The organism is Kineococcus lubricus (assembly GCF_050871965.1).
Classification (GTDB): Bacteria; Actinomycetota; Actinomycetes; order Actinomycetales; family Kineococcaceae; genus Kineococcus.
This window is the reverse complement of record NZ_JBJLSK010000008.1, coordinates 170,352-184,446: the sequence shown is the minus strand read 5'-3', so window position 1 is coordinate 184,446 and position 14,095 is coordinate 170,352. Positions and strand designations below refer to the sequence as shown.

The following is a 14,095-nucleotide window of genomic DNA, read 5'->3' as shown; positions in this document are numbered from 1 at the left end:
GCGGGTCCTGGTCGGGTTGTCGATCCGGCACGTCGGCCCGACCGCGGCCCGGGCGCTGGCCGAGCAGTTCGGGTCGAGGGGGGGGGGGCCGGGCGCCCCCCCCCCCCCCCCCCCCCCCCCCCCCCGCGCGGGGCCCCCCCCCCCCCCCCCCCCCCCCCCCCCCCCCGCCGCAGCAGCTGCGGGTCGGACAGGTACGTGCTGGAGGTGTTGATGGACAGCCGCAGGTCGTGGCCGGCCGCGCGCCAGGCGGACAGGTCGGCGACGGCGCGCCGGGCGACGTGGACCGTCAACGCGGGCAGCAGCCGGCGTTCCTCCACGACGTCCAGGAACGCCCCGGGGGCCAGCAGCCCCCGGCGCGGGTGGCGCCAGCGGACCAGCGCCTCCACGCCCACGACGTCGCCACCGGCGCAGACCTGCGGCTGGTAGTGGACCTCGAACTGGTCCGAGGCCCCCGCCGGGGCGTCCGGGCCCAGCAGCGCGAGCAGCTCGTCCGACAGGGCCAGGCGTTCGCGCCAGGCGCGGTCGGCGGCGTCGTCGTGGACGGCCACGCCGTCCCCGGACCCCTTGGCCGCGTACATCGCCGCGTCGGCGCGGCGCAGCAGCTCGGTGCCGGTCAGGCCCTCGGTCCCCGTCGAGGTCGCCACGCCCGCGCTCGCGCCGATCCCGGCGGCGGCGACCGCGCTCAGCAGGTCCCGGGCCGTGGCGACGGCGTCCTGCGGGCCGGCGCCGGGCAGGATCGCGGCGAACTCGTCACCGCCGAGGCGGGCCAGCGACGCCCCCGCCGGCAGCGCCCGCTCGAGGTGGGCGGCGGTGGCGGTGAGCAGCTCGTCGCCGACGGCGTGCCCGTGCTGGTCGTTGACCTCCTTGAACCGGTCGAGGTCGAGCAGCAGGACGCCGAACGCGGACCCGGCGCCCGTCTCCAGGCCCAGGCGGCGCAGGAACTCCCGCCGGTTCGCCAGCCCCGTGAGGTCGTCGGTCCCGGCCTGCCGGCGGGCCCGGTCGTGGTCGGCGAGGTCGCGCACGAGGCGGACCAGGCGCGCCGCCGACCCCGCGACGGCGGCGGCGCCGAACACCAGCGCCCAGTGCGCCGGGGCGGGCCGCAACCCGGCCCCCACCACGGCGGCCAGCCCCAGCAGCAGCCCCGCGGAGCTGGCGGCGGGCACCGCGAACGTCGAGGGCTCCTGGCGCGAGACCGGCACCGGGCGCCGCAGCGACAGCCAGCCGTACGCGCCGGCCAGCAGCACCCACGCGCCCCAGGCGGCGAGGACGACGCCCGTGCGCGGCCCGGCCAGGACGTACCCGACCTGGGTGAGCAGCACCGCGACGACGGCGGCGGCGACGACCCGCGCGCGGCCGGCGACGGCGCGCGGCAGCGACAGCGAGGCGAGGACCAGCGCGGTCAGCAGCACCACCAGCGAGCTGACGTGCAGCCAGCGCACCTGCTGGGCCAGGCCGGCGGAGCCGGTGCCCACGTCGACGACGACGTTGAGGACCCCCGCGACCCCCAGGACGCAGCTGAGGCCGACGAGCCGGTCGACGCGCCCGGCGGGCCGGCTCTTCTCGTGCGCGCGCACCCACCGGACCACGCCGGTGTAGAGGAGGAAGCACGCCGCGGTGCTGGACAGCCGCAGCGGCAGCGCCAGCGCCAGCCCCGCCCGGCCCACGGGGATCCCGCCGAGCAGCACCGCCGCCTCCAGGGCGCTGCCCGCGGTCAGCAGCCCGAACGCGGCGGCGTAGGCGCGCCAGGTGGGCCGGGCCGCCGTCTCGCGGCGCACCCGGTGCAGCAGCAGCGCGAACGCCCCCGCGACGGCCAGGGTGCGCAGCACGATCAGGACGGACAGCACGCCCTGATCGTCGGCCGCCGCCCCGGCGGCCCCGATCGCCCGAACGGGTTCGGCGCGCGCTCGGGCGCGCCGTCCAGCACAGTTCCGGGGTGAGTGCGCACGCGGACCGGCAGGAGGGTGTCGAGCAGGTGGAGGAGCAGACGGGGGACCAGACGGGGGACCAGACGGGGGACCAGACGGGGGAGCAGGGGGGGACCGGGGCCTGGGGTGGCTCCGGGTACGTGCGGAGGGAACCGGACCCGGCCGTCGTCGCGTGGTGGCAGGGGCTGCCCGAGACCGTCCGGGCCGAGCTGGCCGCGCTGCGCCCGGGGCAGGTGCTGCGGCGGGAGGCCGCCCACGCGCTGCGGGGCATCGGGCTGCCCGCCCCGGAGGTGGTCGTCGTCGAGGACGGCCGCCGGGTGCGCCGGGCCGTGGCCTCCCGGGACGTGATCTCGACCGTCCTGCTGGCGCGGCTGAACCACTCCGAGCGCCGGCTCGTCTGAGCCGGCCCGCCGGCGGGACGGACCTCCCGGAGAACCAGGGGACCGTGCGGCCCGGCGACCGGGCCGCAGGTGCCCGGCCCGCGCACCCGCCCGGCCCCGGGCCCGCGCCGCACCCCCGCCCGGTGGTTCGATGACCCGGTGGAACCGGAGATCGTGCGCTTCCCCGCGGTGGGCCGCCTGGAGCTCGACCAGCTGCTGGAGCAGCTCATCGAACGGGCCCAGGACGTCCTGGGCACCCAGGGCAGGCTGCGCGGCCTGCTGGCCGCGACCCGCGCCATCAGCTCCGACCTCGACCTGCCGGTCCTGCTGCGCCGCATCACCCAGGCGGCGTGCGACCTGCTCGGCGCCCGGTACGGCGCGCTGGGCGTCATCGGCACCGACGGGCGGCTGAGCGAGTTCATCACCGTCGGCGTCGACGACGACGTCGCCGCCGGCATCGGCCCGCTGCCGCGCGGGGCGGGCCTGCTCGGCCAGCTCATCCGCCACCCCGAACCGCTGCGGGTGGCCGACCTGGGCGCGCACCCCTCCGCGGCCGGCCTGCCGCCGGGGCACCCGCCGATGCGCACGTTCCTGGGCGCCCCCGTCCGGGTCCGCGACCGCGTCTTCGGCAACCTCTACCTGACCGAGAAGTCCGCGGCCGGGCAGCCCGCGGAGTTCTCCGCCGAGGACGAGGAGCTGCTCGTGGCGCTGGCCTCGGCCGCCGGGGTCGCCATCGACAACGCCCGCCTGTTCGACGTCGCCGAACGGCGGCAGCGGTGGCTGCGCGCCTCCGCCGACATCGTGCGGGACCTGCTCGCCGAGGACACCCCGGCGCTGTCCCTGGTGGCCCGCCGCGCCCTCCTGGCCGCCGAGGCCGACCTCGCCGCCGTCCTCGTCGCCGACCCCCGCAGCCCCGAGGGGCAGGACCGCGTCCAGGTCGTCGCCGCCGACGGCGAGGGCGCCGACGCGCTGCTGGGCACCACCTGGCCCCGGTCGCGCTTCACCGACGGGCCGACCCCCGCGCCCGGGTTCGGGCCCGACGGCCCGGCGATGCTCGTGCACATCCCCGAGGACGGCTCGCAGCGCCCGGGGCTGGTGTGGCTGGCGCGCGCCCGCGCCGGCCGCCGCTACGACGAGGAGGACCGCGCGATGGCGGCCGACTTCGCCGGGCACGTCAGCCTGGCGATGGAACTGGGCCGGGCCCAGCAGAACCGGCGGACCATCGCGCTGCTGGACGAGCGCGACCGCATCGCCCGCGACCTGCACGACCACGTCATCCAGCAGCTGTTCGCCAGCGGCCTGCGCCTGTCGGCGCTCGCGGCCCGCTGCGGCGACGCCGAGACGGCGCAGGCCCTGCGCGGGCTCATCACGTCCGGCGACGAGACGATCCGCACGATCCGCGCGACGATCTTCCAGCTGCGCCGCTCGGCGCCGGAGGAGGACATCGCCGTCGAGCTGCGCGACCTCACCGAGGAGTTCGGCGACCTGCTGGGTTTCACGCCGTCGCTGCTGGTCAGCGGCCCGCAGACCTCGACGGTGTCGGGGGAGCTGGCCGACCACGTCCGCGCCGCGCTGCGCGAGTCGCTGTCGAACTGCGCCCGGCACGCCCGGGCCACGTCGGTCGTGGTGCGGCTGGAGGTGTCGGGCGGGCAGCTGACGCTGACCGTCACCGACGACGGGGTGGGGCTGGGGGGTTCGTCGCGGCGCAGCGGGCTGGCGAACCTGGAGGAGCGCGCCCGCGACCTCGGGGGCAGCTTCCAGGTCGACTCCCCGGCCCACGCCGGTGCGGGCCGCGGGACGCGGGTGCGGTGGCGGGTCCCGCTCAGCCCGGTGCCGACCGGGGCATGAGCAGCACCGGGCCGTCGAGCTGGGCCAGCAGGTCCGCGGTCGGCCGCCCGGAGTTCGCCATCACCACCAGGCACGCGTGGGCCGCGGCCTCCCGCACGACCGGGCGGGGGTCGGTGGGCGCGCGCAGGGTGTGCAGGACGTGCAGCCGGGACCGGCGCCGGACCGCGCACCCGCGCCCGGCGGCCAGGACCGGGCCGTCGGAGTCGTCCCCGGCCAGGGACACCAGGACGTCGTGCCCGGCGACGTCGCCGCGCCGGGTCCCGCGGTCGGGGAGGGTGTCGGCGGGGACCAGCGCCAGCGGCACCGGGCACGTCGCGAGGAGCTCGGCGGCGACCGGTCCCAGCACCGGCGTGCGGCCCACCACCAGCAGTCGCGCGCCGCCGGCCTCGGCCCTCAGGACGGGGACGACCGGGCCCAGGCCCAGGCGGGTGAGGGCGTCGGCGGGCCCGCGCCCGCGCAGCACCCGGCCGGCCTCGGCGAGCGCCTGCTCGGCCTCGGGCAGGGAGTCGAGGTCGTGGGCCACGCCCACGACGCGCAGCGGTGCCCGTTCCCCGGCGGCGTGCTGGACGGCGAACCGCAGCGCCGCGGCCGCGGCGGGGGAGCCGTCGACGCCGACGACCACGGGCCGGTCGTCGGGGCGTTCGCTGTTCACGCACCCATCCCAGCGCGTGCGGCGGGTGGGCGACAGGGTCGTTGGTCACGGCCGGGGCCGTCGGTCGGGCCGGTCGCGGGAGTCAGCCCTCGTCGAACCCGCCGGCGGCCAGGAGGGCGGCCACCTCACGCCGCCCGGCGGCGGGCAGGTCCCGCAGCGGCCGCGGCAGACCGGCCCGGGCCAGCAGCCCGGACCGCTCGGCGAGCGCGGCGACGACCCGCAGGCTGCCGTGGGCGGCGAACAGCGCCCACCACGGCTCCAGCCGGGCGCCGATCTCCGCGACCTGCTCCTCGTCGCCGGCGCGCACGGCGGCGGTCAGCGCGACGCACGTGCGGGGCAGCACCCCGGCGATCACCGAGTACCAGGTGTCGCACCCGGCGCGCAGCCCCCGCACGGCGTGGGCGTCGCCCGCGACGCCCAGCGTCACGTCCTGCGGCACCGCCGCCCGCAGCCCGTCCACCCAGGCCCGCGCGGCCCCGGGGCCGGCGGGGACGCCGGGCAGCTTCAGCGAGGCCACCCCGGGCAGTCCCGCGACCCGGGCGCGCAGGTCGTCGGTGAAGGTGAACCCGGTGGTGCCGGGGTTGTCGTAGACGCAGACGGGCACCGACACCTCCCGGGTCACGTCCTCGTAGAGGCCGAGGACCTCCTCTGCGGTCAGCGGCTGGTAGGACACCGGCGCCAGCAGCAGGGCCGCCGCGCCGGCCCGCTGGGCGTCCTCGGCGACCCCGAGCACCTCGCGGGTGGTGAACGCGCCGATGCCGACCAGCACGGGGACGTCCCCGGCGGCCCGCACCGCCAGCCGGGCCAGCCGGGCGCGCTGGGCGCGGTCGAAGTAGGCGTACCCGCCGGTCGAGCCCAGGGCGCCGACCGAGTCGGCCCCGGCGGCCGCGATGCGCTCGACGAGCGCGGTGAACCCGCGCTCGTCGACGGCGTCCCCGTCCAGCGGGGTGAGGGGGAAGGCGGACAGCGGACCGAACACGGGGGCCTCCTGGTGATCTCCGGGTGAGGGTAGGGGTTCGCCCGCCGGTTGCCCCGCCCCCGTTCGTTAACGTATGGTCGTTAAGTAACGACGGGTCGAGGTGATCGGAGGTCCGGCGGTGGCACGTCCCCGCACCGTGAGCGACGAGGCGATCCACGCCGCCACCGCCGCCGTCCTGCGCCGCCACGGGCTCCAGGGCACCACCGTCGCGGCCGTCGCCGCGCAGGCCGGCCTGTCCGCCGCCGGGCTGGTGCAGCGCGTCGGCTCCAAGCGGCGGCTGCTGCTGGACTTCGCCCGGCGCAGCCTGGACGACGGCGACACCTGCTTCGCCGCGGCCCGCGACGGGGCCCGGTCCCCGCTGCAGGCCCTGCGCGCGGCGCTGGTGGCGATGACCGAACCGGTGCGCGAGCGCACCGAACTGGCCAACAGCCTCAGCTTCCTGCAGCTGGACCTGGTCGACGAGGAGTTCCGGTCGATCGCCGCGGCCCACGCCCACCGCGTGCAGCAGCGGATCGCCGAGCTCCTGGGCGAGGCGGTGGCGGCCGGGGAACTGCGGCCCGGCGTCGACGCCACGGCCCTGGCCCGCACCGTCCACCTCACGCACAACGGCGTCCTCACGGTCTGGCCGCTCACCGGTACCGGCCCGCTGGAGGACGACCTGCGCGCCGCCGTGGACGCCGTCCTGGCTCCCCACCTCGCCCCCCACCCCGCCCGCCCCACGAGAGGAACCCGCCCGTGACCACCCCGCCCACCACCCCCTTCACCGGGGCCGTCTTCATCGCCACCAGCCTCGACGGTTTCATCGCGCGCCCCGACGGCGACATCGACTGGCTCACCCGGCGCGGCGCGCAGGCGGGGGAGACGGGCTACGACGAGTTCACGGCCGGGATCGACGCCCTGGTGATGGGGCGCGGCACCTACGAGAAGGCCCTCACCTTCGACACCTGGCCCTACCCCGGGCGCACGGTCCTCCTCCTCAGCCGCCGCGCCGTCCCCGGTGCCGACCCCCGCGTGCACGTCGTGCCCGACCTGGACAGCGCCGTGGCCGCCCTGACCGCGGCCGGTGCCCGGCGCGTCTACGTCGACGGGGGCCGGGTCGTGCAGTCCTTCCTGGCCGCCGGGCTCATCGGGGAGATTACCCTCACCACCGTGCCGGTCCTGCTGGGGCGGGGCCTGCCGCTGTTCGGGCCGCTGCCCGCCGACGTGGACCTGCGGCACCTGCGGACCCGGGTCCTCGGGGCCGGTTTCGTGCAGACCACCTACGCCGTCGGCGGCTGAGCGGGGCACCCCGCTCAGCAGCGGTCGAACTCGTACCCGGGCACGCCGCGGGGCAGGACCTCCCGGTCGCGGTACACCACCGAGATCGTCCCGCCGCGCGCCGCGCACGCCGCCGCGAAGTTCTCGGCGCCGTCGTCGGAGTACTCGACCTCCAGGACCCGGTCGCCGTGGACGGCGGTGTAGGCGTCGCACTCGGCGTACACCTGGCAGCTCTCGGCGACGGCGAAGTCGAACCCCGCCGCGCGGGCCTGCCCGGCCGTCGTGTCCGGCGTGTTCTTCTGCGCGAAGGCCAGCCCGCGGGCGTGCGCGCGCTCGGCCAGCAGCGCGGCGAACGCGTAGGCGTCCTCCATCCGCAGCGCGCCCCCCGACCGGGTGGCCGAGTCGAGGTTGTCCGGCTCGACGGCCTGGTACCCGGCGTCGGCGCAGCCGTCGACCCAGGCGCCGACGACCTCGGCGAGCGCGGCCCGCCGCTGCGGGGTGGAGGTGTCGAGCAGGTACTCCCCGGGCCACCCCTCGTCCTCGACGAGGCGGCCCTCGCCGTCGCGCAGCAGCAGGTCGGGGTGCTGGGCGAACCAGGACCCGTTCTCGTCCGGCTGGGTCTGGAACGCGTTGACGTAGCAGATCGAGTACAGCCCCGGCGCGGGGGCAGCGGTGCGGTCGCGGACGACGACGCGGACGTCGGCGGCCGGTTCGTACGGGCCGCCGAGCTGGTAGTCGGCCACCGCCCCGGCCGGGGGCGGGGTGACCCCGGCGGGGACGGTGACGGCGGCCACCGGCCCCGGTGCCGCCGTGGCGGTGGCCCGCTCCGGCGTCGGCGCGGCCGCCGGGCCGGCCGGTCCGGTCCCGCAGGCGGACGGCACCAGCAGCGCCGTCAGCAGCAGGGCGGGGGCGAGGAGGTTCCGCACGTGCTCCATCATCGCCGTCCCCGTGCCGCGCACCACCCGCCCACCCGAGGATCTTCTAGATACCTTGGACGGGTCGGGAGGAGCGGACGTGCAGGACCAGCGTTCGGGACGGCGACGGTTCGACGGGGCCCTCGCCGGGCTGCTCGCGCTCGTGGCGCTCGCCTTCGCGCTGCCCCTGGACGAGACGGTTACGGCCGTCCTGCTCGGCGCCTGCGCCGGCGCCGGGCTGCTCGGCGTCGTCGCCGGCTCGGCCGTGCACCGCCCCGCACCGCGCACCGCCTGGTGGGCGGTGTCCGCCGCCGGCCTGGTGTTCGGCGTCGGTCTGGCGCTGCGGCCGTGGTCGATGGCGCGGTCCGGGCCGCTGCACCAGGCCGCCGACGTCGTCTCGCTGTGCGGGTACGGCGCCCTCGTGTTCGCCCTCGCCGCGCTGCTGCACGCCCACGGCGGCCTGCGCCGCGAGGTCGTCGTCGACGTCCTCGTCCTCACCGCCGCCGGGGGCCTGGCCGCCCTGCGGCTGCTGGTGCTGCCGGCGCTGGCCGGCGACGGCGCCGACCGCACCTCCGCGGTCCTCGCCGGCGTCCACCCGCTCGTCGACGTCGTCGTCCTCGGCCTGGCCGCCGACCTCGTCATCACCGCCCCGCGGCACCCCTCGAACCGGCTGCTGCTCGCCGCGGTCGCGGCGCTGCTCGCCGGTGACGTCGGCTACTCCCGGGTGAGCCCGACCGGGTTGCCGCCGGAGGGGACGGCCGCCTGCTACGCCCTGGCGTACCTGCTGCTCGGGGCCGCGGCCCTGCACCCGGCCCAGGCGCGGTTCCGCGTCGCGCGCACCCCCGCCGGCGAGGAGAGCGCCGGGCAGGAGGCGTGGAACGTCCCCCGGCTGGTGCTCCTGGGGGTGTCCCTGGGGACGGTCGCCGTCCTCGCGGCGTGGCCGCCGCCGACCCACCGCACCGCCTACGGCGTCTGCGCCGGGGCGACCCTCCTGCTCGTCTTCGCGCTGCTGGTCTTCCGCGCCGTCTCCGCCGTCAACGGGCACGCCCGGTCGCGGGCCGTGCTGCAGCGCCGCGCCAGCCACGACGAGCTGACCGACCTCGCCACCCGCAGCGCCGTCGACCGGGCCGCGGCCGACCTGCTGGCCCGCCCGGTCCCCGCCGGGACCGGCCGGTGGGTGCTGTTCTGCGACCTCGACGGGTTCAAGCGCGTCAACGACCGCTGGGGCCACGAGGCCGGCGACGAGCTGCTGCGGCTCACCGCGCGCCGGATCCTCGCGGTCACCGGCGGCACCGGCGGCACCGGGGGCACCGTCGTGGGGCGGTTGTCCGGGGACGAGTTCGTCGTCGTCACCACCGGCACCCGGGACGAGGTCGAGGAGCTCGCCCGGGCGCTGCTGAGCGCCCTGGGGGAACCCGCGCGGCTGTCCACGACGGAGGTCGTCGTCACCGGGTCGGTCGGCATCGCGAGCCTGCGGACCGGACCCACCCAGGCGCTGCGCGACGCCGACGCCGCCATGTACCGGGCCAAGGCGCAGGGCCGCAACCGGTGGGCCACGTTCGACGAGTCCATGCGCACCGACGTCGGTCACGTCCTCGACCTCGAGGCGGCGCTGCGGCACGCCGTGGCCACCGACGGGTTCCACGTGCACTACCAGCCCGTCGTCGACGTCCAGGACGGCCGCCCCCGCGGCGTCGAGGCGCTGCTGCGCTGGGACCGGCCCGGCGTCGGGCCCGTCCCGCCCACCGGGTTCGTCCCCGCCCTGGAGGACACCGGCCTCATCGTCGCGGTCGGGCGCTCGGTGCTGGCCCGCTCCCTGGCCCAGCTCGCCGCGTGGCGGGCCGCCGGGGTCGTCGACGGGGCGTTCACCGTCTCGGTCAACGTCTCCCCGCGGCAGCTGTTCGACCCCGGGTTCGCCGCGGACGTGGCGCACCTGCTGGACGCCCACGCGCTGCCCGGCCCCGCCGTGGTCCTGGAACTCACCGAGTCCTCGATGCTGGAGGGCGACGAGGCCACCCTGGGCGTCCTGCATGAACTGCGCGGCCTCGGCGTGGAACTGGCCGTCGACGACTTCGGGACCGGCTACTCCGCGCTCAGCTACCTGCGGGACTTCCCCGTGACCCGCGTCAAGATCGACCGGCGCTTCGTCGACGGCATCGGCCGTTCCGCGCGCGACGAGGAGGTCGTGCGCGCCGTCGTCGCCGTCAGCACCGCCCTCGGGCTGGCCGTCACCGCCGAGGGCGTCGAGACCGCCCCCCAGCGCGACGTCCTGCGCGGCATGGGCGTCGCCCACGGGCAGGGCTGGCTGTGGTGCCGGGCGCTGCCCCCGTCCGACCTCGAACCGGTGCTGCGGCAACGGTTCCCGGAGCACGACCCGGCACCGGGAGGCGCCCCGCACCCGGTGGCGACCGGTCGCGACGCGGCCGGTCGGACGCCGCCGGGCTGAACGCCTAAGCTCACGACGGTGCCCAAGAAGAAGAAGTCCCGCGGCCACCCCGCCCGGCAGCCCGCGACGTCCTCGCAGATGTCCCCGCTGCGCGCCGGGGGGCGGGCGCTGGGGGACCTGCAGGTCCCGTTCCGCCGGTTCCTGGAGGCCGAGCACGCCGAGGACGGCGGCGGTGGGGCCACCGACGCGCTGCCCGTGGAGGACCTCGAAGCCCGCCTCATGGAGTCCCTCGGCTGGCTGCTGCTGAGTTTCGAGACCGACCTCACGCCCGCCGCGGCCCGCGCGTTCACCCCCGCCGACCTCGCCGAGCTGTTCACCGAGATCGTGCCCGCCGTCGCCGAGCACAACGACCTCGACCCGCAGGAACTCGTCGACGAGACCCGCCTGGCCTGGACGTCCTACCTCATGTTCCTCGGCGAGACCGAGGAGTGGGCCGGGGAACCGGAGGAGCTCGCCGACTGCCTCGACGTCGCCTCCGGCGGCGTCGGCGGCGCCGCCTCCGGGCAGGCCGGCGTCCTCGACGCCCTCGCCGCCGCCGAGGCCCGGGTCCCGCCGGCCGACCGCCTCGCCGACCTGGTCGCCCTGCCCGTCGTCGCGGGTTTCCTGGCCGCCCTCGACGAACTCGCCGCCGGGGTCGACCTGGACGGCCGGGAACTCGCCGACAGCCCCGCCGTCGAGGTGCTGCGGACCCGGCTCGCCGACGTCCCCGAGGTCGACCCCGTCGCCCTCCTGCTCGACCTCGCCGGGGACGGGGTGCTCCAGGTGGCCGACGGGCGCACCGCCGTCCCCGGCGCCGCCGACCCCGAACGGCGCTACCAGGCCGCGACGTTCGCGCTGGCCTCCGTCGTCACCGGCGTCCTGGCCTCCACCGACTCGCCCGGCGCGATCGTCGGGGCCCTGTCCGTGGTCACCAGCTCGGTCCTGCAACCGGTGACGTCGGGGGAACTGCGGGGTTTCCTGGAGTCGGCCGGCGACGAGGCGGAACTGCCCGCGGCGCTGGCCCGCCTCACCCGGCTCGTGGACCTCGGGGTGCTGTCGGCGGTGGAACCGTGGACGGCCCGCCCCGGTTTCGCCGGGGCCGTCCTCGACGTCGTCGACGGGTTCTTCCGGCCCCAGGACGAGGGGGACGACGAGGACGACGAGGTTCCCGGGGCGGACGCGGTTCAGGCCTGACGGCGGTACTCGCTGGGGGACAGGCCCAGCACCTGCCGGAAGTCGTTCGCCAGGTGCGCGTGGTCGGCGTACCCCAGGTCGGCGGCGATCGCGGCGAGGTCCGCGCCCGGTGCGGTGCGGATCCGCTCGGCGGCCTCCTGCAGCCGGCGGCGGCGGATCATCGCCGCCGGGGACAGCCCCACGTAGCGGCGCGCCAGCCGCTGCAGCGTCCGCGGGGACCGCGCCAGCCGCGCGGCGGCGTCCTCCAGCCGCACGACCGCGGGGTCGGTGGTGACGAGGTCGACCAGGGCGTTCGCGGCACGGGCCTGTTCCCCGACCGGGCCGACCCGGCGCCGCAGGAAACGCCCCAGCGCCGCGGTGGCCCGTTCCAGGCGGTCCGCGGCCGGGGACGTCATCGCCGCGGTGACCTCCGCCAGCAGGGCCGGTTCGTCCAGGCGGCGGTAGCGGTCCCGGTCGGCGGCCGGGTCGGCGCTGAACGCGGGCACGGCCGCCGGGTGCAGCTGCGCCCCGACGGCCCACCCGCGGCCGGTCAGGTCCTGGTGCGAGCGCCGCGTGGTCGGGCCCGCGAAACCGACGAACCCGCCGTCGCGGGACTCCACGACGAGGTTGCTGCCGGGGTGGCCCACGACGTGCTGGCGCGAGACGCGACCCGGCTCCACGTCCCACTCCGGGACCCAGAACCAGCGCACCAGCTCCGCGGCCTCCGGGGCCGGCGCGAGCCGGGTGAACCGGGGCAGCCGCGCCGGGTACAGGATGCCGCGCGAGCTCTGGACCACGGCGCCGAGCGTAGGGGCCGCCCGCCCGGAGGTGGCGCGAATCTCCAAGCCGGGACGCCGGGGGCCCCGGCACCCTGGGGCCATGACCACTGGAGAGACCACTGCAGAGACCACGGCAGAGACCGCGGCAGAGACCGCGGCAGGGACCGCTGGAGAGCACACCACCGGCGGCGTCCCGCACGGCCTGACGAGCCTCACCCCGTTCCTGGCGGTCCCGCGGGCCAAGGAGGCGGTCGAGTTCTACCGCGACGTGTTCGGCGCCCGCGTCGTCGACGTCACCGAGGTGGGCGGGATCGTCGTGCACGCCGACCTCGACCTCGGGAACGGCCACCTGCAGCTCGGGGAACCCAACCCCGACTTCCACCTCGTCCCCGCCCCCGCCGGGGACGACGACTGCTACTCCCTGGGGTTCTACTGCGCCGACGCCGACGCCGTCGTGGCCCGCGCCGAGGCCGCCGGCGCCACGATCCGCGAACCCCTCACGGACTTCGTCTCCGGCGACCGGTTCGCCAGCGTCCGCGACCCCTTCGGCGTCCGCTGGTCGATCATGACGCGGGTGCAGGACCTGTCCGAGGAGGAGAGCGCCCGCCGCGTGCGGGAGTGGGCCGCCCGGCAGGGCTGAGCCGGGCGCCGGGCGCCGACGTGCGGTGACCACGCCGACGCTCCACGATCGCGGGGTGAGGCGCGTGGGGATCGAAGAGGAGTTCCTGCTGGTCGACCCGGCCACGGGGCAGGCCCGGCTGGACGGTCCCGCCGTCGCCGCGGCCGGGCACGAGCAGACCGAGCTGCAGCGCCAGCAGGTCGAGACCGGCACCGCCCCGCACACCGACCTCGCCGACGCCCTGGCCGACCTGACCGGCCACCGCGCCCGGACCGCGGCGCTGGCGGCCGAGCGCGGCTGCGGACTGCTCGCGCTGGCCACCCACCCGCTGCCCACCGACCCCGTCGTGACGCCCGGTGAGCGGTACGAGCGGCTCGTCGAGCGGTACGGGCTGCTGGCGCGCGAGCAGCTGACGTGCGGCACGCACGTCCACGTCGAGGTGCCCGACCGCGACGAGGCCGCGGCCGTGCTGGACCGCGTCCGCCCGTGGACCGCGGTGCTGCTCGCGGTGTCGGCGAACTCCCCGTTCTGGCAGGGCGAGGACTCCGGCTACGCCTCCTTCCGCGCCCGCGTGTGGGAGCGCTGGCCCACCGCCGGGCCCACCGGGCTGTTCGGCGACGCCGCCGGGTACGACGCCGCCGCCGCGCGGCTGCTGGCCACCGGGGTGCCCCTGGACCCCGGGCAGCTGTACTTCGACGCCCGCATCTCGGCGAACCAGCCGACCGTGGAGGTGCGGGTCGCCGACGTCTGCCTGCACGCCCGCGACGCCGTCCTGCTCGCCGCGCTGACCCGCGCCCTGGTCGAGACCGCCGCCCGGGAGGCCGCCGACGGCCGTGCCCCCGCGGACGTCTCGGTCGCCGAGCTGCGGGCCGCGTCCTGGCGCGCCTCCCACGACGGCCTCGGCGGGGACCTGGTGTCCCCGGTGACGCTGCGGCCCGCGCGCGCCGTGGAGGTGCTCGGCGAGCTCCTGGACCACGTCGCGCAGGCGTTGCGCGAGAACGGGGACGCCGACCTCGTCGCGGACGGTCTCGCCGACCTGGCCCGGCGCGGGACCGGCGCGGACTGGCAGCGCGCCACCGCCGCGCAGGTGGGGCCGGTGGAGATGGTCGCGCGGGCCGTGGAGCTGACCACGTCGAGCTGAGCG

The 14,095-nt window shown here is 77.7% G+C and carries 12 protein-coding genes and 2 pseudogenes; 9 read left to right on the top strand and 5 right to left on the bottom strand.

Translation table 11 applies throughout. The features are described 5' to 3' along the window. Positions 1-76 (top strand): annotated as a pseudogene (locus tag ACRYRX_RS08455) (helix-hairpin-helix domain-containing protein); the annotation flags it as partial. 151 nt (positions 77-227) lie between these two features. Here the strand turns inward: ACRYRX_RS08455 and ACRYRX_RS08450 are convergent. After that, positions 228-1,022, bottom strand: a pseudogene (locus ACRYRX_RS08450) (diguanylate cyclase domain-containing protein); the annotation flags it as partial. Between the two features lie 911 nt (positions 1,023-1,933). Between ACRYRX_RS08450 and ACRYRX_RS08445 the strand changes: the two are divergent. After that, positions 1,934-2,326 (top strand): hypothetical protein, encoded by a 393-nt coding sequence (locus ACRYRX_RS08445; protein ID WP_432511399.1) that lies wholly within the window; start codon positions 1,934-1,936, stop codon positions 2,324-2,326. Positions 2,327-2,464: 138 nt separating this feature from the next. Beyond that, positions 2,465-4,153 carry a GAF domain-containing sensor histidine kinase gene (locus ACRYRX_RS08440; protein ID WP_432511398.1) on the top strand — a complete coding sequence of 563 codons (1,689 nt, stop codon included), beginning with the start codon at positions 2,465-2,467 and terminating at the stop codon, positions 4,151-4,153. On the opposite strand, the gene ACRYRX_RS08435 is transcribed toward ACRYRX_RS08440, so the two are convergent. Together ACRYRX_RS08435 and ACRYRX_RS08430 are read right to left on the bottom strand one after the other, a co-directional pair. After that, positions 4,128-4,805, bottom strand: coding sequence for a universal stress protein (locus tag ACRYRX_RS08435; RefSeq protein ID WP_432511397.1), 678 nt, complete (start codon positions 4,803-4,805; stop codon positions 4,128-4,130). The genes ACRYRX_RS08440 and ACRYRX_RS08435 overlap by 26 nt on opposite strands. Before the next feature lie 82 nt (positions 4,806-4,887). Beyond that, positions 4,888-5,784 carry a dihydrodipicolinate synthase family protein gene (locus tag ACRYRX_RS08430; protein WP_432511396.1) on the bottom strand — a complete coding sequence of 299 codons (897 nt, stop codon included), beginning with the start codon at positions 5,782-5,784 and terminating at the stop codon, positions 4,888-4,890. Between the two features lie 118 nt (positions 5,785-5,902). On the opposite strand from ACRYRX_RS08430, the gene ACRYRX_RS08425 reads away from it, so the two are divergent. Both ACRYRX_RS08425 and ACRYRX_RS08420 read left to right on the top strand, forming a co-directional pair. Beyond that, positions 5,903-6,523 carry a TetR/AcrR family transcriptional regulator gene (locus ACRYRX_RS08425; RefSeq protein WP_432511395.1) on the top strand — a complete coding sequence of 207 codons (621 nt, stop codon included), beginning with the start codon at positions 5,903-5,905 and terminating at the stop codon, positions 6,521-6,523. Further along, complete coding sequence (locus tag ACRYRX_RS08420; RefSeq protein ID WP_432511394.1) at positions 6,520-7,062, top strand: dihydrofolate reductase family protein; 543 nt, start codon at positions 6,520-6,522, stop codon at positions 7,060-7,062. The genes ACRYRX_RS08425 and ACRYRX_RS08420 overlap by 4 nt, the downstream gene beginning before the upstream one ends. A gap of 14 nt (positions 7,063-7,076) precedes the next feature. Here ACRYRX_RS08420 and ACRYRX_RS08415 read toward each other — a convergent pair whose 3' ends face one another. Beyond that, positions 7,077-8,003, bottom strand: coding sequence for an endo alpha-1,4 polygalactosaminidase (locus tag ACRYRX_RS08415; protein ID WP_432511393.1), 927 nt, complete (start codon positions 8,001-8,003; stop codon positions 7,077-7,079). A 52-nt stretch (positions 8,004-8,055) separates the two neighbouring features. Between ACRYRX_RS08415 and ACRYRX_RS08410 the strand changes: the two genes are divergently transcribed. Together ACRYRX_RS08410 and ACRYRX_RS08405 are read left to right on the top strand one after the other, a co-directional pair. Then, on the top strand, positions 8,056-10,401 hold the full coding sequence (locus tag ACRYRX_RS08410) for a putative bifunctional diguanylate cyclase/phosphodiesterase (RefSeq protein WP_432511392.1): 2,346 nt from the start codon (positions 8,056-8,058) through the stop codon (positions 10,399-10,401). A gap of 18 nt (positions 10,402-10,419) precedes the next feature. After that, complete coding sequence (locus tag ACRYRX_RS08405; protein ID WP_432511391.1) at positions 10,420-11,574, top strand: hypothetical protein; 1,155 nt, start codon at positions 10,420-10,422, stop codon at positions 11,572-11,574. On the opposite strand, the gene ACRYRX_RS08400 is transcribed toward ACRYRX_RS08405, so the two are convergent. Continuing rightward, entirely contained in the window at positions 11,565-12,350 is a 786-nt protein-coding gene (locus ACRYRX_RS08400; RefSeq protein WP_432511390.1) for an AraC family transcriptional regulator, read from the bottom strand. The genes ACRYRX_RS08405 and ACRYRX_RS08400 overlap by 10 nt on opposite strands. A gap of 82 nt (positions 12,351-12,432) precedes the next feature. On the opposite strand from ACRYRX_RS08400, the gene ACRYRX_RS08395 reads away from it, so the two are divergent. After that, positions 12,433-12,972 (top strand): VOC family protein, encoded by a 540-nt coding sequence (locus tag ACRYRX_RS08395; RefSeq protein ID WP_432511389.1) that lies wholly within the window; start codon positions 12,433-12,435, stop codon positions 12,970-12,972. A 64-nt stretch (positions 12,973-13,036) separates the two neighbouring features. Next, positions 13,037-14,092: a carboxylate-amine ligase gene (locus ACRYRX_RS08390; protein ID WP_432511388.1), complete on the top strand. Its 1,056-nt coding sequence runs from the start codon at positions 13,037-13,039 to the stop codon at positions 14,090-14,092. Positions 14,093-14,095 lie beyond the last annotated feature (3 nt).

Excerpts from the sequence above, each read along its gene's own strand:
- ACRYRX_RS08395 (WP_432511389.1), top strand. The coding sequence starts at position 12,433 with ATGACCACTGGAGAGACCACTGCAGAGACCACGGCAGAGACCGCGGCA.